Genomic DNA, 17,991 nt, shown 5'->3' on the forward strand with positions numbered 1-17,991 from the left:
CGCTCGAAGGAGAGGTTAATGGAAAGCAAAGTAGTTGTTCCGGCGGAAGGTAAAAAGATCACCCTGCAAAACGGCAAGATTAACGTTCCTCACAATCCGATTATTCCGTTCATCGAAGGCGACGGTATCGGTGTAGACGTTACCCCGGCAATGCTGAAAGTGGTTGATGCCGCTGTTGAGAAAGCCTACAAAGGCGAGCGTAAAATTTCCTGGATGGAAATTTACACCGGTGAGAAATCGACGCAAGTTTATGGCCAGGACGTCTGGCTGCCAGCAGAAACGCTGGACCTGATCCGCGACTACCGCGTTGCTATTAAAGGCCCCCTGACCACCCCAGTCGGCGGCGGTATCCGTTCCCTGAACGTGGCACTGCGTCAGGAGCTGGACCTGTACGTCTGTCTGCGTCCGGTTCGTTACTATCAGGGCACCCCAAGCCCGGTTAAGCACCCGGAACTGACCGACATGGTTATCTTCCGCGAAAACTCAGAAGACATCTACGCGGGTATCGAATGGAAAGCGGACTCTGCTGACGCAGAAAAAGTGATTAAATTCCTGCGCGAAGAGATGGGCGTGAAGAAAATTCGCTTCCCTGAGCATTGCGGTATCGGCATTAAGCCGTGCTCCGAAGAAGGGACCAAACGTCTGGTGCGCGCGGCCATCGAATATGCGATCACCAACGACCGTGACTCTGTGACCCTGGTTCACAAAGGCAACATCATGAAGTTCACCGAAGGCGCGTTCAAAGACTGGGGCTACCAGTTGGCGAAAGAAGAGTTCGGCGGTGAGCTGATCGACGGCGGCCCATGGCAGAAGATCAAAAACCCGAACACCGGCAAAGAGATCATCATTAAAGATGTGATCGCCGATGCGTTCCTGCAGCAGATCCTGCTGCGTCCTGCAGAATACGACGTGATTGCCTGTATGAACCTGAACGGTGACTACATCTCTGACGCCCTGGCAGCGCAGGTTGGCGGTATCGGTATCGCCCCTGGCGCGAACATCGGTGACGAGTGCGCCCTGTTCGAAGCAACCCACGGTACGGCACCTAAATACGCAGGTCAGGACAAAGTGAACCCAGGCTCTATCATCCTGTCCGCAGAGATGATGCTGCGTCATATGGAATGGTTCGAAGCCGCAGACCTGATCGTTAAAGGTATGGAAGGCGCGATCAACGCGAAAACCGTAACTTACGATTTCGAACGTCTGATGGAAGGCGCTAAGCTGTTGAAATGTTCAGAGTTTGGCGACGCGATTATCGCGAACATGTAATCCAGATTCTGGGTTAAACAAGAGCGGGGGCCTGAGGGTTCCCGTTTTTTTTGCTTCTGCCTGCGGGAGACAACTCGATGTTAGCCACTGTCCTTATCGCTGTCGTTGCACTCATCCATCTCTACATTCTTGTGCTGGAAATGTTCCTGTGGAATACCAAAACAGGGCACAAGGCTTTTAATCTGCGTCCTGATTTTGCGCGCGACACCCGCGTGCTGGCCGCGAATCAGGGGCTGTATAACGGTTTTCTGGCAGCCGGTCTGCTCTGGAGCCTCTGGCTCGGCGAAAAGGGGATTCAGGTAGCCATCTTCTTCCTGACCTGTGTACTGATCGCCGGACTTTTTGGCGCAGCCACCGCCAGCCGTAAAATTTTGTATGTGCAGGCCATACCCGCGCTCGCAGCGCTGCTTGCGTTACTCCTCTGAAGCAATGCTTTGGTTGAGATAACGCCTCCGATATACTCGTGACGTTACCTTTATTGACCTGAGACGAGACTGTTATGCACAACGACATCCCACTGAAATATTATGACATTGCCGACGAGTACGCGACGGAAGCCGCAGAGCAAGTCGCTGAGTCAGAGCGCGACGCGCTGGCACACTATTTCCAGCTGCTGCTCACCCGCTTAGCGAATAATGAGGAGATCAGCGAGGAAGCCCAGCAGGAGATGGCCACTGAAGCCGGGATCCGTGCGGGTCGCATTGATGATGTTGCGAACTTCCTCAATCAGTGGGGAAATGAATAGCCTGCCTTAGAAACCGTTATGCTGATGCTTTGCGATACAGCTCAGCATCACGCTATCGGACCACATGCATTTTTTCCGCAGAATAGGCGAAGTGGGTTTATCAATAAACAGCGCGAAAATAACGATCAGAAAGAACAGTACCACTGGAAAAAATAAGGATAATTTCACGTTTTTAACCAAAATAAGAGTGTGCTTCAGGGTAATCTACCGTCTGAATATGACGACTATATGTTTTGGCGGAAAAAATGGAAACGCCTGCGTGTAAAAAAACGTGCATGGCAGGCTTCTGATTACGGGGCGACGCCGGTGAGTCGCTTCGCCAGTTCGCTCCGGGTCAGTGCTTTTGAAAAATACCATCCCTGGATCAGGGCATCGGGATATCTGTCCGCAATAAAGCGATACTGAATTTCATTTTCCACGCCTTCGAAAACAAGGGTTTTATTCAACTTCGCAAGGGCATCGCTGAAGATAACAAAGATGTTTTGCTTATAATGCTCGCTGACGCCATCCACCAGCGATTTATCAATTTTAATTTCATCATATTCAAGCTGCGACAGCCGGGCCAGATTTGAATTTTGCACGCCAAAATCATCGATTGATATTTTTACGCCAAGCGACTTCAGTTCCTGACAGAACTCCTCGAGGATACCCGCCGCGGAAACGGCTTTCTCAGAAAGCTCGACCTTCATCAGGGAAAGGGGGAGGCGATTGGCTAAGCACTCGCGACGCAAAATGTTAATAAACTGTCCGTCTTCAATTTCTTTTCGCCCAACGTTGATTGAAACGATCAGCTGATGCTTAATCGCCAGCGGGGCAATTTCTGAAAGGGACTTCGCGATAATATTGCTGTAATATTTTTTATACAGACCGATTTTCTTAATTAATGGGATGAACAGCTCCGGCGAGACGTCTCCGTGCTTTTGATCGCGCCATCGCGACAGAACTTCGACACCCACGATTTTTTGATCGCGAATACGAATAATGGGCTGATAATTAACGCTGAAGGTATTCGTTATTACGGCTTTGATCAGCGTGCGTTCCAGCGAATAACGGTCTTCATAGAGACGGAAGATAAATAACGTTATCGCGACCCAGATAAAAAAGAGTATGGCCGCGAGAAACGTAAAGATAAACGGGGGGAGCGAGGCCAGTCCCGCATCGTGGTGTTTTACTATCACGCAGAGATCCCACAAGGCGCTGCACTGTGTAATGGTCAGGGTGAACAATGTCGCATGCAGCCAGCTCTGCGGCTGCAGCTCAGGGGCGGCTGAAAAAAAGATCCGGCCAAAGTCCTTCGTGGTGGCGCTCAGAGAATAGCTTGCGGTTACCGGGGTAAATTTATCGTAAGCATAGCGGGAGGTGAAGATAATAATATTATTATAAATGGCCGCATTGCCGGTGAAAAAGTCTTTTCTGGAAAACTGCGCCAGGAGAAAACCTCTCGGCGTTTTATGCAGTTCCGCAGGAAGTGGAACGGGCGTCGCGAGTTTACCCCAAAAAGCGGTACAGACAATTTTTCCCTTTTCGATAAAACCGATATCGCTGAAATAGAGGTTATTAAGCTTTATTTGCCTGTAGCTATCAAGGCTGGCTTTATCACATCCCTGTGTCGTTATGCTTTTGAGGCCCAGCGCCACGCTTTGGGACAGATCTTCTGAATAATGTAAAAGGGTTTGGGATATTTCAAGCTGTTTGGTTTTTTGCTGGCCGATGATAACCACGTTGACCGCATAAAGAGACAGGATGACCAGAAGCGTTGAAACGATCGCAACGGCAATGCGCTTTTTCATTTTCCAGTTATCCTGTCCGCTCCCTGATTTCACAAAGCTTAACACAGCCAGGGCAAGGCACAAGCCTGATAGTCACGTCGGGTGAGCAAATTTGGGCGGGTGAACTCATACGAAAGCATCAGTTTTTTAAGATAATTCTCAGCTAAGCTATTTTCATTGTGATAAGCAACGCCGGGTAAACCACGGGTTCTTCTTTCCGATCCTCCATGCTTGTTTATTCTATTAAGGAAAACATCGTGCGTAACGTGATGATCCCTGTTTTCAGTGCCTTGTTTCTTTTTCTGATCGGCATACTGATTATTAACTGGCAGTTATGGCAGATGACGAAAATGAATAACGTTCATACCGCCACGGTAAGCACCCAGAAAATAGAAAGCATTCTGTCGGAAGCCGTCAGTGCGGCCAGCACGGCGAAGCGCGTTGCGGAGCAGGGGTGTAGCAGCAGCGGACAGCTGGCGCTGGGGACAGAAGCCGCGCTAAAACCGCATCTGCGCGCCATCATGATCCAGCAGCAGGGGCAAATCATCTGTACATCCCTTCCCGGGAATGGCGTTTTGATTGTGCATCCGGAGACGTTACCTGAACAAAAATTAATGCTGCTACCCGGTAATCGACTGGTGAATGGCATCCCGGTGCTTGTCTTCCAGATGCCCATTGCGGGAGGGCGCGTCATCGTCAGCGTCAGTGATGCGCATTTGCAGGACGTCATCGCAAACGCATCAAACAGCGTTAACCTGGGGTTGGTTGTCGGCGACAGGATGTTTACGCGCAACGGTGAGGTGACCGGCTGGAAAGCGGCCTCGTGGGCGGGGTCACTGACGACCTCTTCGCACTTCCCCTTCAGTCTGGCCTGGCGACCGCCTGCCTTTTTTAGCCTGACGCGGCTACTGCAACAGGGATGGAGCCTGATTCTGCTGATTCTCGCGCTATCCGTGGCGGTGGGCATTTTGATCCGCCGCTACAAGGGGAAAAGCACCAGCTTTGAAGACGATTTGCGTAAGGCCATTTTGCAGGGAGAGATCGTGCCTTATTACCAGCCGATCGTGAACGGCGATACCGGCGGGTTATACGGTGTTGAAGTCCTGGCAAGGTGGAAGCATCCTAAGTCAGGCTTTATCCCGCCGGACGTCTTTATCCCGATAGCTGAACGTAGCGGGTTGATTATTCCACTGACCAAAGGCTTGATGGCGAAAGTGGTCACACAGCTTAAGCCGCTCCTGCCTAAGCTGCCGGACGGGTTCCATATCGGGGTGAACATCAGCGCCAGACACATCAATGCCCCTTCTTTCATCGGTGACTGCCGAATCTTCGGCAAGGGGTTTCAGGGTAAAGCCGTGAAGCTGGTGCTTGAGGTGACCGAACGTGAACCGTTGATCGATAATCCTCATCTGGTGGAAAACCTCAACGCGCTGCATAACGCCGGTTTTGTCATAGCACTGGATGATTTTGGTACAGGGTATTCCGGGCTGTCATGTCTCAATGCGCTTGCCATAGATTATATTAAAATTGATAAAAGCTTTGTTAACCGTGTATCAGAGGAGAAGGACTCAACGATCCTGCTGGACTGCGTTATTGACCTGGCGAAAAAACTTTCATTGCGGATCGTGGCCGAAGGCGTAGAAACGAAAGAGCAGCTGGAGTATCTCAACCGTAATGAGATTACCCTGCTGCAGGGTTATTATTTTGGTAAACCCGTCTCCTATATCGATTTTATTAAAGTCATTTTATCTAAGCCCAGGGAGACCGTGATGGTGTAAAACGCCGGGCGTTGCTGAGCGTCAGGAATAGCGCCGGTTACCAGTCGGTGAAAAACAAAATAAAGACGAGCTTCTGTTGTATGCTTAAGTGCAATTTATTTTCCTCTTATCCTGAGCTTTGTTACAGTGACAAGAGTTGTCAGCCAGGGATATCAGGCGTGATAAGGTGGAAAAGCTCGTGCATGTGAAAAATACTTTTTACACAACAACCATTACCGTCATCATTGTCTCGTTGATCATCTCGCTGGCGCTTGCTGTCCAAATTGCCACGTCCAGACAGCAGTCAATCCAGCAAATTAATACCAGCGTCGCTAACCTGAGCCATACCCTTGATGTCTATACCGAAGGGATCATGCGCCAGAGTGAAATGTTAATTACTACCGTTTCCGACATAATCGAAATTTATGGCATGACCCCGCAGCAGGCGACCAATATTCAGCACATGATCAATAATCAGGATAACCTTCTTACCCAGATTAATAATGTGGTTGTTTACAATGCTCAGGGCGATATCTTTACCGCGCTGCATGAAAGTTTTACGGGGCCACGCAAAGGCTCGGACAGAGAGTTTTTTATCTATCACAAAGAAAATAAAAATCAGGCGATTTTTATTGGGGAGCCGGTGGTAAGCAGAACCAATGGCAAATGGGTTATCACCATCAGCCGGCGCCTTGAAACCCAGACCGGGGCATTTAACGGTGTGGTGGTGGTGACGCTGGGTATCGAAAATTTTCTGGCGCTCTACGGGCAGATTAATATCGGTCACTCGGGCGTCATCGGCTTAACGACGCAATCAGGCGTGTTGCTGGTCCGGTATCCCTTTAAAAATACCTATATCGGCACGATTGTTTCTGATTCACCGCTCTTCAGGAAATATCTCAAGGTACAAAATACGGGGATAGCCAGCTCCATCTCACGGTTTGATAAAATCGAGCGCATTTATGCCTATGAGAAAAACAGACGCTACGGACTGGTCACCACCGTGGCGGTTAGCATTGATGAAGCTCTTGCCCCCTGGCGCAAGCAGGCGATTCAGCTGGCGGTACTCATTTTCGTGTTCACGGCGATACTCATCGTCGCGTCATACTTCCTCTATTCCGACCTGTCCCGTAAAACACGGGATAACAAAGCGCTGAAGATTATTGCCTCAGAAGATGCGTTGACCGGGCTGTACAATCGCCGCGTCTTTGATGAAAAAATTCTCTCGGACATCGCTCTGTGTGCCGCGCATGACGCCCCGATTTCGATACTGATCGTGGACGTGGACTACTTCAAAAAATACAACGATAACTACGGCCATCCGGAAGGGGATCGGTGTCTGGCTATGCTTGGAAACAGCCTCAGGGAGAGCCTTACCCGTGATAATCAGCTTGTGGCGCGATACGGCGGAGAGGAGTTTGCGCTGATATTGCCGGATACGGATATTCAGGAGGCGCTTCGTCTGGCCCAGACGATTATTCGCAATGTGTTCTCGCTGCAAATCGCCCATGCCTTTAGCCCCTTCGGCCGGGTGACGGTAAGCGTCGGGATTTCTTCCGCCCGTGCCGTCGACATCGCGGGCAGCCAGCAAAATATCATTATTGCCGCAGACCAGGCCCTCTATCAGGCGAAACGTGCGGGACGTAACCGGTACGCGTTTGTTGGGGTATGAGCTAAAAAAAAGCCCACTCAGGAGTGGGCAAAAAATACTGGAAGCAATGTGAGCAATGTCGTACTGAATACCTGAGTGTTTCTCTCAACTATTCAGTGTTGAGAAAGATAATCTTTCTCAATAAAAGATGCAACCCCACAGTTTATGTGGCCCATTCTTTTTGCTGATGAAAAATGACGCACTCTCTCACTGTGATGCTTATCACAAATTTCCTTTCTGGAATCCTGTGCTATTCTTTTTTGTGTCGTTGATTTAATGACAAAAACCATACAGAGAGGAAAGTTATGGGAATTTTATCCTGGATTATCTTTGGGCTTATTGCGGGTATTCTGGCGAAGTGGATCATGCCGGGCAAAGATGGCGGTGGGTTTATCGTCACCGTAATACTGGGTATTGTCGGCGCGGTAGTCGGCGGCTGGATCAGTACGCTGTTCGGTTTTGGCAAGGTCGATGGCTTTAACTTCGGCAGTTTCGCCGTCGCGGTGATCGGTGCGCTGGTTGTTCTGTTTATCTACAGAAAGATCAAAAGCTAAGTTCTGAAAGCGTTGAAAAAGGCTGCCGGATGGCGGCCTTTTTACGTATTGGGTTTACCACCAGCCAAGCTGCGTGCCGGCAAACGCTGCAATGGCAACGATCAGCATAATGACGGTTGTCTTCCGCATTTATGCCCCCGGCGCCGCGTAGCCGCCAACAAAAAACCACGCTAAAAAAACCACCGCCGTTATAAATATAACGACCGGGAAGAGGATCCCTATTCTCATACCATCACCTGTTTCGGTTTCTGTAACGCCGTAGAGTGTACGGGGTTAATCCATAGTGAGAAAGCGTGTTTTGCTTTTTCCTTTCTTATCCTGATACATCGCCACATCCGCAGCGCGTAATGCGCTGTCAGGATCGGTTGCGGCAGGGTCCACTTCGATCACGCCGAAGCTGGCGCCCGTATAAATAATATGAACGCTGCCGAGCCAGTATTCACTGGCGATGCAGGCGCTGAGGCGCGTTTTGAGCAGCGTAAGCTGCGCGTTATCCCCGTCCAGGTGGGGCTGGCTCAGCGACGCGACCAGAAATTCATCCCCGCCCAGACGACCGATAATATCGTCCTGCTGTTTCTCTTCGGTCAAACGCTTGCCCACTTCTATCAGGAACTGGTCGCCAGCCTCGTGGCCGTAACGATCGTTGATCAGCTTGAAATCATCCAGATCGATAAACGCGATGATGGCGTTACGCTTCAGGTGCCGGGCCAGAGAAAAGAGGGTGGTCAGATCTTCAAAAATGGCGCGACGGTTGGGTAAACCGGTAAGGGCATCCGTATAGGAGTGCGCGATGAGGGCCGCATTGGCTTCGCGAAGCTGGGTCACCAGCGACTCTTTCTGAATGGACTGGGCAATCAGCCCGGCGAAGAGCTTCAGCACCTGTTCAGCGCGCTCGCTCAGCGGCTTTCTGGCCGTGCTGGTGGCGCAGAGCGTTCCGTAAAGTGAACCATCCGCAAGATGGACAGGAATACTCATGTAGGTGGTAATGCCAAGTGCTTTCGCAGCTTCACACTCGGGCCAACGCTCGGGCACGTCATTGCTGAACATCGTGTCACTATCCAGCGCGCGTTTGCACAGCGTCTCATCCCATGGGACGCTCAGCCCCTCCGGGATCGTCATCTGTTTGCTGTTGCGGGCGTAGAGGATGTGCTGCAGCCGCGCCTCGATATCCACCTTCGTCAGGTAGGTCGACTCCATGTCGGTGACAATTTCCAGCATCTCCAGCAGCTGGCGAACGAGGCTTTCAAGGGATTGCTCGGTGGCAAGGGTTTCTGAAACGCGAGCGAGGATAAGGTCCGACATGACGTAGAATGACTCCCAGGCAGAAGACGTCTGCATCTGCATGTTATGCTGAGTTTTTAGGCTTCAGGCATAGTAAAACATGAATACAGAAAATTTAATATATGCAGGAAGCGGGGAGCAGGCGCGAAAAAAAGCCCCGTTGTTGAGACCGGGGCAAAGACATCTTGATTACGGAATGATGTTCTCTGGTCATATCGAGAACATGCCACACTATAATGCTGAAAAGTGCAGTTAAAATGGAGAAATCATGGAGAACGCGGCGATGACCCGTTACCCTTAGGGTGTAATGATGTCAAAAGGATCAATGAGATGAGATTTCTGCTTCTGACGCTGGCGCTTCCCCTGGCCGCCTGCACCGCAAAAACCACGCCACCCGATGCGCCGAAACCGCCGCACGTTATCGGTATGGCGAACCCGGCCTCCGTCTACTGCCTGGAGAAAGGTGGGGAACAGATCCCGGTTCAAAGCCCGCAGGGCGTTCGCACCGAGTGCAAATTACCGGGCGGGGAAGTGATCGATGAATGGACGCTCTATCGTCGCGATCATCCGCAACCCACCAGGTGACAGACGGATACCGCCTGCGATACACTTCTCTTTAGGATTAATCTTAGCCAGTATCTGGCGTTCGTTTCCGCGAGAGAAGTATGTTTCAGTTAAAACCGGGCAGCATGGCGATGATCGTGGGTGCCCGCACGGCGTCAGGCCGTCGCAATATTGGTAAATCTGTTGAGCTGTTTGGCCTTTGCCAGCCTGGCCTGCGCTTCGTTAACCCGGTCAACGGCGTGATGACGCAATTACCCACTACCGCAGATCGCGCACTTTGGCTGGTGACGGGTGATGTCTACGCCTTCGATAATCAGCACGGCTTTGCGTTTGTCCGCGCCGAACATCTGATGCCGCTCACCCCGGATGAAGCGCCGCAAATTCTGGATGAACTGACGATCGGCTGATCACAGATGGCGCAGCCAGTCGGCTAAGACCAGGGCGTGATTTTGCTCCGTGTTTTTGGCAGCAAAGAGCAGGGTGACGGTCTGCCTGCGCGCCAGCGTCGCCAGACGCGCGCCCTCGTAAGCCTGCTGCGCCAGCTCTTCCCGATAGGCCTGGCTGAAGGCGGTGAAATCAATCGTTTCGCTATGAAAGGCCTTGCGTAGTTCCGTTGAGGGCGCGAGCGCTTTACACCATTCGTCATACACAAGGTCCGTTTTCTTAACGCCGCGCGGCCACAGCCTGTCTACCAGTACCCGATAGCCGTCATCAGAGCCTGCCTGTTCGTAGACCCGTTTGCACTGAATCATGATTTCACCCTCCCAATTTAAGGTATTGTGATAATTGCAAAAGATCGGTAGTCTGAGGTTCCTTATGTTATCTGATAATACTCTGGCATAAGGAACCTTTCATGGAACACCTCCCGGTTAAAACGACGCTGCGCATTGCGCTGGTTGGCGATTACAATCCCAATGTTATTGCGCATCAGGCGATCCCGCTGGCCATTGACGACGCCGCCGCAGTGCTTGACCTCACCGCCGATTACGACTGGCTGGCCACGACGGAGCTGACAAGCTCTGAAGATCTGGTGGGCTACGATGCCATCTGGCTGGTTCCTGCCAGCCCCTACAAAAACACCGAGGCCGCTTTTATTGCCGCGCGCTACGCCCGTGAAAACAGCATCCCGTTCCTGGGCACCTGCGGCGGGTTCCAGCATGCGCTGATTGAGTATGCCCGAAACGTGCTGGGCTGGGCTGATGCGGCACACGCTGAGACGGATACCGAAGGCACCATGGTGATTGCGCCGCTGACCTGCTCGCTGGTGGAAAAAACCGATGCGATTGAACTGCGCAGGAATACACTGATTGCCAAAGCGTACGGCAAGCCGGAAATTGAAGAGGGATATCACTGTAACTATGGCGTGTCGCCAGCGTTTGCACAGGCGCTGGAAAACGGTGATATGCATGTGACGGGCTGGGACGATCAGGGTGAAATCCGTGCCGCGGAACTGGTCACGCACCCGTTCTTCGTGATCACCTTATTCCAGCACGAGCGTGCTGCACTGGAAGGACGTCCGGTCGTGCTGGTACAGGCGATGCTGCGCGCGGCGCGCGGGTAAAAAAGGCAGACCCAAGGGTCTGCCACACTGTTTAACGGGGCGCGATCTCCCGGTCTCGCCCGGCTAAGATGCCGCAGAGGGCCATAATCACGGCGGCCAGCGCGCAGCCCAAGAGCGGGATCCGCCAGTCTCCCGCGCTATCGTGAATTTTCCCCATTAGCGGAGGGCCGCAGGCGGCGAGTAGATAGCCAATCGACTGCGCCATGCCGGACAACGCCGCCGCCTGGTGTGCAGTGCTGGCGCGCAGACCGATAAACGTCAGGCCGAGGATCATCGTTGCCCCTGTGCCAAAGCCAAACACCAGCGTCCACATCACCGCCATGCCCGGCATAAACCATAATCCCGCCGCGCTTATCGCGCACATCAGCGCCACCGCGCCTGCGATCGCCCGCTGGTCTTTCAGACGGTGGAGGATCAGCGGAACGGCGAGTCCCGGCACGGCCGTGGCCAGCTGCAACAGACCGTGCACCGAGCCAGCCTGCGCTTCGCTGTAGCCGTGGCTCAGCAGTATTGCCGGCAGCCAGCCGATGATGACGTAGTAAATCAGCGAGTTTATCCCCAAAAAGAGCGTGACCTGCCAGGCGAGGGCCGAGCGCCAGATCGCGCGGTTATGCAGCGCGCCTGCGCCCGTTACCGTTGCGACGTGTTTCTGACGCCACTGCGGCAGCCAGAGCAGCAATGCGACCAGCGGAAACGCCATCAGCATCAGCAGCGCGCCATGCCAGCCCGCACTCCCCTGTGCAAGGGGAACGATCATCGCTGAGCCAAACGCCGCCGAGACGCCCATCGTCAGGGAATAGGCGCCGGTGAGCTTCGCCACCTGGCCCGGAAAATCACGCTTAATTAATCCGGGTAACAGCACGTTCCCGAGCGCAATACCGCAGCCGACGATCGCCGTTCCGGTGAAAAGCAAAGCGGCGGAGGGCAGCGAGCGAACGGCAATCCCGGCGCAAATCAGCAGCAGGGCAATAAACAGGCTGCGCTCCATGCCGATACGCCGGGCAACGCCTGCGGCGAGCGGCGAGACGAGGGCGAAAGCCAGCAGGGGCAGGGTGGTCAGCAGACCGGTTTGCGCCGTGCTTAAGCCATAATCAAGACGAATGGTATCAAGCAGCGGCGCTGCGCCGGTAAAGGTGACGCGAAGCGTAGTGGCAATCATCAGGATGCCTGCAATCAACAGCGCGCCGTGTTTTCCTGAGGTGCGAATAGCAGTAGTCATTATGTTCTCATACGTTCAAGCGAGCGCACACAATACCGATTTTCTCAGCGGTTGAAATCAGGCTAAAATGACAGTTTATCGCTAATATCGGACAAACTGATGATTGGTCTGGGACTGGAAGGCTACGATCCAGATAGCCAGCACGATGCGGCCGTCGCATTTCGCATTCAGGTGGTGGCGGAGGAACAGTATATTCCCCGGCATCATCACCGTAAGGGGCAGCTGATTCTGGCTCTCGGCGGCGCAATCACCTGTGAAGTGGAAAATGCGATGCTGATGGTGCCGCCTCAGTATGCCGTCTGGATCCCCGGCCAGATGCCGCACAGCAACAGGGCCACGCCGGGCGCGCAGCTCTGCTTTTTGTTTATTGAGCCGGGGGCCGTCAGCCTGCCCGAGCGCTGCTGTACCCTGAAAATCTCCCCTCTGGTGCGGGAGCTGATTTTATCGCTGGCGGAAAAATCACGTGAGCAGCTCTCTCTTGCGACCACGTCGCGCCTGGTGGACGTGCTGTTTGACGAGCTGCCGCTCCAGCGTCAGGAACATCTGCAGCTGCCCGTGTCGCCCCATCCCAAAATCAGGCTGATGAGCGAGAAGATGGCGGAAGAGCCCGCCGCCTGGCAGACGCTAACGCAGTGGGCGAGCCACTTCGCCATGAGCGAGCGCAATCTGGCGCGGCTGGTGGTGAAAGAGACCGGCTTAAGCTTTCGTCGCTGGCGCCACCAGCTGCAGCTGATTGTGGCGTTACAGCATTTAATAAGCGGGAAATCGGTGCAGCAGGTGGCCCAGTCACTGGGCTATGACTCGACCACCGCGTTTATCACCATGTTCAGGAAGGGGCTGGGCCAGACGCCAGCGCGTTATATGGCCAGCCTGACTACGACTTCCCAATAAACAGCGAGACAAGGCCAGCCGCAATCAGCGGGCCGACCGGTACGCCGCGAAAGAGCGCCACGCCCAGCACGGTACCCACCAGCAGACCCGCCACCAGCGAGGGCTGGCTGCTCATCAGCGTGACGCCGCGACCGCCCAGCCACGACACAAAAATCCCCACCGCGATCGCCACCAGCGATTTCCAGTTTACAAACGAGTGCAGCAGCGTTGAGGCGGGAAGGGTACCGCTGGCAATCGGCGCCATCACCCCAATGGTTAAGATGATAATCCCGATGGTGAGGCCTTGTTTTTCTATCCAAGGGAAAAAGGTATTTAACGGGGTCACGCGCACAATAATCAGCACCAGAATCGAGATGGCGACGGTAGTGTTATGGCTGATAAAGCCGAGCGCGGCGAGTGCCAGAAGAATGAGCAGAGTAGGGTCAAACATAGGGAATCCTTGCCAGAAAAATTGTTCTGTTTACTGTACGCGCAAACGCGGCAGAGAACAGTGTTAAAAAGATTTTGTCGTTGTCATAACCTTGTCATTTACGCGGATTAAAACGAAAGCAGATATCGCAAAAGGGGTCGCCATCATGAACGATCACATGTTTGTGGAAACGCTGATTATCTCCTCATCGTTTTTCGCTATTGCCGTTATTCTCGTTGCCTCCGTGCTGTTTCTGGAACGAAAAGGCTGACAGGGCGTCAGCCATCGCAGTTACGCTTTATGGAAGGTGACGAGCTCAGGACGGGCGATGCGCAGGTAATCCTGGGTATCCATAATCACGGATTTCTCCAGCAGGCCGGCGTTAAACGCGATTTCGTCAAAGCGCTCGAACAGCAGCGGGTCGGCAACCAGTGCCAGGTCAGGATGAAAGCTAAAGGGCGGGATAGCACCGAAAACGCAGGCGGTCAGGGCATCGACTTCGGCCGGGCTGGCGAGGGAAGCCTTTAGCCCGCCAAAATGGCTGGCAAGCTGGCTCAGGTCAGCCTGCAGGTCGGCGGCCAGAATCGCCAGAACGTGTTTTTTCACGCCGTTTCCCTTCACCTTGCAGACCAGGGCTTTGGCGCCTTGCCGCAGATCGGTTCCGCGAATTTCACTTACCGCTTCACATTTCCCGACCGCCTCGTGCTCCATGACGCGAAAACGCGCGCCCTGCTCGGTAAGTAAGGTAATGAGCTGCTGGTGGGTTCCTGTTCCAATAACGTCGTCAGTCATAACGATTTTCCCGGTGATAATCCAGTATGCAGCCTTCTACATTAGCACGGGATGAACAGGGTCGAAAGAAAACAGCCAGCGGGTTCGCTGGCTGTGGGTTTATGCGTTGCTGGTAGCAGACTGCTTGTGGAACAGCTCCCTGAACACCGGATAAATGTCATCCTGGTCACGGATATGCTGCATGGCGAAATTATCGAACATCGCCTGCAGATGCTCATACTCCCGCCACAGGGTCTGGTGCGCGCGACGGGTGATTTCGATATAGCTGTAGTAACGCACGACCGGCAGAATTTTCTTCGCCAGGATCTCGTGACACAGCGGCGAGTCGTCGGCCCAGTTATCGCCATCCGACGCCTGCGCGGCATAAATATTCCACTGCGCCGGGTCGTAGCGCTCTTTGACCACTTCATCCATCAGCTTCAGCGCGCTCGAGACGATGGTGCCCCCGGTCTCCTGCGAGTAGAAGAACTCATGTTCATCCACCTCCTTCGCCTGGGTGTGGTGGCGGATATAGACTACCTCCACGTTCTTATAGGTTCTGCTCAGGAACAAATAGAGCAGGATATAAAAACGCTTCGCCATATCTTTGGTGGCCTGATCCATCGAGCCGGACACGTCCATCAGACAGAACATCACCGCCTGGCTGGAGGGCTCAGGGCGTTTTTCGTAGTTCTTGTAGCGCAGGTCGAAGGTGTCGATAAACGGTACCCGTTCGATCTTCGCCCTCAGCTCTGCAATCTCTTTACGCAGGCGCTCCTCTTCCAGCAGTTGCGCCGGTTCCGTGTTTTCTACTACCTTGAGGCTGCTCTCCAGCTCGCGCAGTTCGCGACGTTTGCCTGCCGTCATGGCCGTGCGTCGCGCCAGCGAATTCTGCAACGAACGCACTACGCTGATGTTGGCGGGCACGCCGTTGGCGGTATAACCCGCGCGGTGGGTTTTATATTCATTAAGCTGACGATGCTGATTCTTTTTCAGATTCGGCAGCGCCAGGTCTTCGAACAGCAGGTCGAGATATTCATCTTTCGAAATCTGGAAGACAAATTCGTCCTGACCTTCACCGTCCTGGCTGGCCTGTCCCTGACCGCTTCCTGAACCACCACCGCCGCCCTGAGGGCGCTCAATTCTGTCGTTCTGAACGAAGTGGTCATTACCTGGGTGTACGCGATGGCGCAGGCCGCCTCGCCCCTGATGAAACATCGGTTCGCTGATGTCATCGGTGGGGATGGAGACAGACTCGCCGCTGTCGACGTCGGTCACCGAGCGTTTGTTGATGGCCTCGGAGATAGACTGTTTAATTTGCGCTTTATAACGACGCAAGAAGCGCTGGCGGTTCACCGTGCTCTTGTTTTTGCCGTTAAGACGCCGGTCAATAAACCAGGTCATATACCCCCCGTACTGCATTTGCCAACTTGCATTTTGTAGGCCCGGCAGGCGCTAACCGCCGCCGGGCACTTGTTTTAAGACGATTTACGCACGCGCAGGTACCATTCGCAGAGCAGGCGGACCTGTTTGCGGGTGTAGCCTTTTTCCATCATACGGTCGACAAAATCGTCGTGTTTTTTCTGTTCATCGGTTGAGGTTTTGGCGTTAAACGAGATCACCGGCAGCAGCTCTTCGGTATTGGAGAACATTTTCTTCTCAATGACCGTGCGCAGTTTCTCGTAGCTGGTCCAGTTCGGATTGCGCCCGTTGTTATGCGCTCTGGCGCGCAGGACGAAGTTCACAATCTCATTACGGAAGTCTTTCGGGTTACTGATCCCGGCAGGCTTCTCGATTTTTTCCAGCTCCGCGTTCAGGGATTCACGGTCAAACAACTGGCCGGTATCCGGGTCGCGGTACTCCTGATCCTGGATCCAGAAGTCAGCGTAGGTGACATAACGGTCGAAAATGTTCTGCCCGTATTCTGAATAGGATTCCAGGTAGGCCGTCTGGATCTCTTTGCCAATGAACTCGGCGTATTTCGGGATCAGGTAACCTTTCAGGAACTCAAGGTAGCGTTCAGCCTGCTCCTGCGGGAACTGTTCGCGTTCAATTTGCTGCTCCAGCACATAGAACAGATGAACCGGGTTGGCCGCCACTTCCGCATGGTCGAAGTTAAAGACGCGGGAGAGGATCTTAAACGCGAAGCGCGTGGACAGACCGTTCATCCCTTCATCAACCCCGGCGTAGTCGCGGTATTCCTGATACGATTTCGCTTTCGGATCGGTATCCTTCAGGCTCTCACCGTCATACACGCGCATTTTCGAGTAGATGCTGGAGTTTTCCGGCTCTTTCAGGCGCGAAAGGATGGAGAAGCGTGACAGCGTTTCCAGGGTGCCTGGTGCGCACGGCGCATGCACCAGCTCACTGTGGTTAAGCAGTTTCTCGTAAATTTTGATCTCTTCGGAGATCCGCAGGCAGTAAGGCACCTTGACGATGTACACGCGGTCAAGGAAGGCCTCATTGTTTTTGTTATTACGGAAAGTCACCCATTCAGATTCGTTCGAGTGGGCAAGAATGATCCCGTTAAACGGCAGGGCAGAGATACCTTCCGTCCCGTTGTAGTTTCCTTCCTGAGTCGCCGTCAGCAGCGGATGCAGCACCTTGATGGGCGCTTTAAACATCTCGACGAATTCCATAATCCCCTGGTTAGCCCGGCACAGTGCACCCGAGTAACCGTAGGCATCCGGGTCGTTTTGCGCGAAGTTTTCCAGCTTGCGGATGTCGACCTTACCGACCAGCGCCGAAATATCCTGGTTGTTCTCATCACCGGGTTCCGTTTTGGCGATGGCGATCTGTTCCAGGATCGACGGCCAGACTTTCACCACGCGGAATTTGGTGATGTCGCCACCAAATTCGTGCAGGCGTTTGGCCGCCCACGGCGACATGATGGTGCCGAGGTAGCGACGCGGGATGCCGTACTCTTTATCCAGAATCTGCGCATCTTCCTGCGGATTGAACAAGCACAGCGGATGGTCATTCACCGGGCTGCGCTCGCCGTTGGCGCTCAGCACATAGATAGGCACGCGCTGCATCAGCGACTTCAGGCGTTCCGCCAGCGAGGATTTACCGCCGCCCACGGGGCCGAGTAAATAGAGGATCTGTTTCTTCTCTTCCAGACCCTGAGCGGCATGCTTCAGGTAGGAGACAATCTGTTCGATGGCATCTTCCATACCATAGAACTCTTCAAACGCCGGGTATCGGGCGACCACCCGATTCGAAAAGAGACGGGAAAGCCGGGGTTCCAGGGCAGTGTCAACCATGTTTGGCTCACCAATAGCCATTAATAGCCGTTCTGCCGCATTGGCATAGGCACTGCGATCTTGCCGACAGATGGTAAGAAACTCCTGCAGTGTGAACTCTTCGTCCTTGGCAGCTTCATAGCGCTGGCGATAGTGATCGAATATATTCATGGCATGCCGTCCTTTCGTTTTTTAGCACAGGATAAGAGCCGTTCGTATGAGTAGTGGAGGCTCCCGGAAGAGAATCTCTCGCACCTCACTGCCAGAGCAGCAACCTGTGTGCCAGGTCAGACGCTAAGAACCGCAGG

At 53.5% G+C, this 17,991-nt stretch carries 20 protein-coding genes; 11 read left to right on the forward strand and 9 right to left on the reverse strand.

The features are described 5' to 3' along the window. The first annotated feature begins 18 nt into the window (after positions 1–18). The 3 genes from icd to ABFV38_RS08700 all read left to right on the forward strand — a co-directional run bounded on the left by icd (position 19) and on the right by ABFV38_RS08700 (position 2,014). Entirely contained in the window at positions 19–1,269 is a 1,251-nt protein-coding gene (gene icd, locus ABFV38_RS08690; protein WP_008500752.1) for an NADP-dependent isocitrate dehydrogenase, read from the forward strand. Positions 1,270–1,346: 77 nt separating this feature from the next. Beyond that, on the forward strand, positions 1,347–1,694 hold the full coding sequence (locus ABFV38_RS08695; RefSeq protein WP_126534335.1) for a DUF1304 domain-containing protein: 348 nt from the start codon (positions 1,347–1,349) through the stop codon (positions 1,692–1,694). Positions 1,695–1,768: 74 nt separating this feature from the next. Continuing rightward, positions 1,769–2,014, forward strand: a complete 246-nt coding sequence (locus tag ABFV38_RS08700; protein WP_025911748.1) for a DUF2543 family protein — start codon at positions 1,769–1,771, stop codon at positions 2,012–2,014. Positions 2,015–2,304: 290 nt separating this feature from the next. Here ABFV38_RS08700 and ABFV38_RS08705 read toward each other — a convergent pair whose 3' ends face one another. Next, entirely contained in the window at positions 2,305–3,804 is a 1,500-nt protein-coding gene (locus tag ABFV38_RS08705; protein WP_348959142.1) for an EAL domain-containing protein, read from the reverse strand. Between the two features lie 248 nt (positions 3,805–4,052). On the opposite strand from ABFV38_RS08705, the gene ABFV38_RS08710 reads away from it, so the two are divergent. From ABFV38_RS08710 to ABFV38_RS08720, 3 genes are all read left to right on the forward strand, one after another. Then, positions 4,053–5,561, forward strand: coding sequence for an EAL domain-containing protein (locus tag ABFV38_RS08710; RefSeq protein WP_348959409.1), 1,509 nt, complete (start codon positions 4,053–4,055; stop codon positions 5,559–5,561). A 178-nt stretch (positions 5,562–5,739) separates the two neighbouring features. Beyond that, a complete protein-coding gene (locus ABFV38_RS08715) occupies positions 5,740–7,212 on the forward strand; it encodes a sensor domain-containing diguanylate cyclase (protein WP_348959410.1) in 1,473 nt (490 codons plus the stop codon). Positions 7,213–7,496: 284 nt separating this feature from the next. Continuing rightward, positions 7,497–7,745 (forward strand): GlsB/YeaQ/YmgE family stress response membrane protein, encoded by a 249-nt coding sequence (locus ABFV38_RS08720; RefSeq protein ID WP_008500746.1) that lies wholly within the window; start codon positions 7,497–7,499, stop codon positions 7,743–7,745. Between the two features lie 129 nt (positions 7,746–7,874). Here ABFV38_RS08720 and ABFV38_RS08725 read toward each other — a convergent pair whose 3' ends face one another. Together ABFV38_RS08725 and ABFV38_RS08730 are read right to left on the reverse strand one after the other, a co-directional pair. Further along, on the reverse strand, positions 7,875–7,973 hold the full coding sequence (locus tag ABFV38_RS08725) for a YoaK family small membrane protein (protein ID WP_014883431.1): 99 nt from the start codon (positions 7,971–7,973) through the stop codon (positions 7,875–7,877). A gap of 45 nt (positions 7,974–8,018) precedes the next feature. Next, entirely contained in the window at positions 8,019–9,047 is a 1,029-nt protein-coding gene (locus tag ABFV38_RS08730) for a sensor domain-containing diguanylate cyclase (protein WP_348959411.1), read from the reverse strand. 309 nt (positions 9,048–9,356) lie between these two features. Here ABFV38_RS08730 and ABFV38_RS08735 point away from each other — a divergent pair, with 309 nt between their 5' ends. Together ABFV38_RS08735 and ABFV38_RS08740 are read left to right on the forward strand one after the other, a co-directional pair. Then, a complete protein-coding gene (locus tag ABFV38_RS08735; protein ID WP_045910230.1) occupies positions 9,357–9,611 on the forward strand; it encodes a DUF333 domain-containing protein in 255 nt (84 codons plus the stop codon). 80 nt (positions 9,612–9,691) lie between these two features. Further along, entirely contained in the window at positions 9,692–9,997 is a 306-nt protein-coding gene (locus tag ABFV38_RS08740; protein ID WP_045910231.1) for a periplasmic protein, read from the forward strand. Here ABFV38_RS08740 and ABFV38_RS08745 read toward each other — a convergent pair whose 3' ends face one another. Beyond that, complete coding sequence (locus ABFV38_RS08745; RefSeq protein ID WP_348959144.1) at positions 9,998–10,342, reverse strand: DUF488 domain-containing protein; 345 nt, start codon at positions 10,340–10,342, stop codon at positions 9,998–10,000. A 101-nt stretch (positions 10,343–10,443) separates the two neighbouring features. Between ABFV38_RS08745 and ABFV38_RS08750 the strand changes: the two genes are divergently transcribed. Next, on the forward strand, positions 10,444–11,151 hold the full coding sequence (locus ABFV38_RS08750; RefSeq protein ID WP_048222585.1) for a CTP synthase: 708 nt from the start codon (positions 10,444–10,446) through the stop codon (positions 11,149–11,151). A 31-nt stretch (positions 11,152–11,182) separates the two neighbouring features. Here the strand turns inward: ABFV38_RS08750 and ABFV38_RS08755 are convergent, their stop codons facing one another. Beyond that, entirely contained in the window at positions 11,183–12,370 is a 1,188-nt protein-coding gene (locus tag ABFV38_RS08755) for a CynX/NimT family MFS transporter (protein ID WP_048027504.1), read from the reverse strand. Between the two features lie 99 nt (positions 12,371–12,469). Between ABFV38_RS08755 and ABFV38_RS08760 the strand changes: the two genes are divergently transcribed. Then, positions 12,470–13,261, forward strand: coding sequence for a helix-turn-helix transcriptional regulator (locus ABFV38_RS08760; RefSeq protein ID WP_032674565.1), 792 nt, complete (start codon positions 12,470–12,472; stop codon positions 13,259–13,261). On the opposite strand, the gene ABFV38_RS08765 is transcribed toward ABFV38_RS08760, so the two are convergent. Then, a complete protein-coding gene (locus ABFV38_RS08765) occupies positions 13,245–13,691 on the reverse strand; it encodes a DUF441 domain-containing protein (RefSeq protein ID WP_008500737.1) in 447 nt (148 codons plus the stop codon). The two genes, ABFV38_RS08760 and ABFV38_RS08765, sit on opposite strands and share 17 nt — an antisense overlap. Before the next feature lie 145 nt (positions 13,692–13,836). Here ABFV38_RS08765 and yoaI point away from each other — a divergent pair, with 145 nt between their 5' ends. Next, a complete protein-coding gene (yoaI, locus tag ABFV38_RS08770) occupies positions 13,837–13,941 on the forward strand; it encodes a small membrane protein YoaI (RefSeq protein ID WP_010430055.1) in 105 nt (34 codons plus the stop codon). 20 nt (positions 13,942–13,961) lie between these two features. On the opposite strand, the gene ABFV38_RS08775 is transcribed toward yoaI, so the two are convergent. The 3 genes from ABFV38_RS08775 to yeaG form a co-directional block, all read right to left on the reverse strand. Beyond that, positions 13,962–14,462: a YbaK/prolyl-tRNA synthetase associated domain-containing protein gene (locus ABFV38_RS08775; protein ID WP_008500735.1), complete on the reverse strand. Its 501-nt coding sequence runs from the start codon at positions 14,460–14,462 to the stop codon at positions 13,962–13,964. Between the two features lie 99 nt (positions 14,463–14,561). Beyond that, on the reverse strand, positions 14,562–15,845 hold the full coding sequence (locus tag ABFV38_RS08780) for a YeaH/YhbH family protein (RefSeq protein WP_032651499.1): 1,284 nt from the start codon (positions 15,843–15,845) through the stop codon (positions 14,562–14,564). Between the two features lie 74 nt (positions 15,846–15,919). After that, a complete protein-coding gene (yeaG, locus tag ABFV38_RS08785; protein WP_008500713.1) occupies positions 15,920–17,854 on the reverse strand; it encodes a protein kinase YeaG in 1,935 nt (644 codons plus the stop codon). Positions 17,855–17,991: the final 137 nt, after the last annotated feature.

Origin of the sequence: Enterobacter cloacae complex sp. Mu1197, from assembly GCF_040059225.1 — a bacterium.
Taxonomy (GTDB): Bacteria; Pseudomonadota; Gammaproteobacteria; order Enterobacterales; family Enterobacteriaceae; genus Enterobacter; species Enterobacter quasiroggenkampii.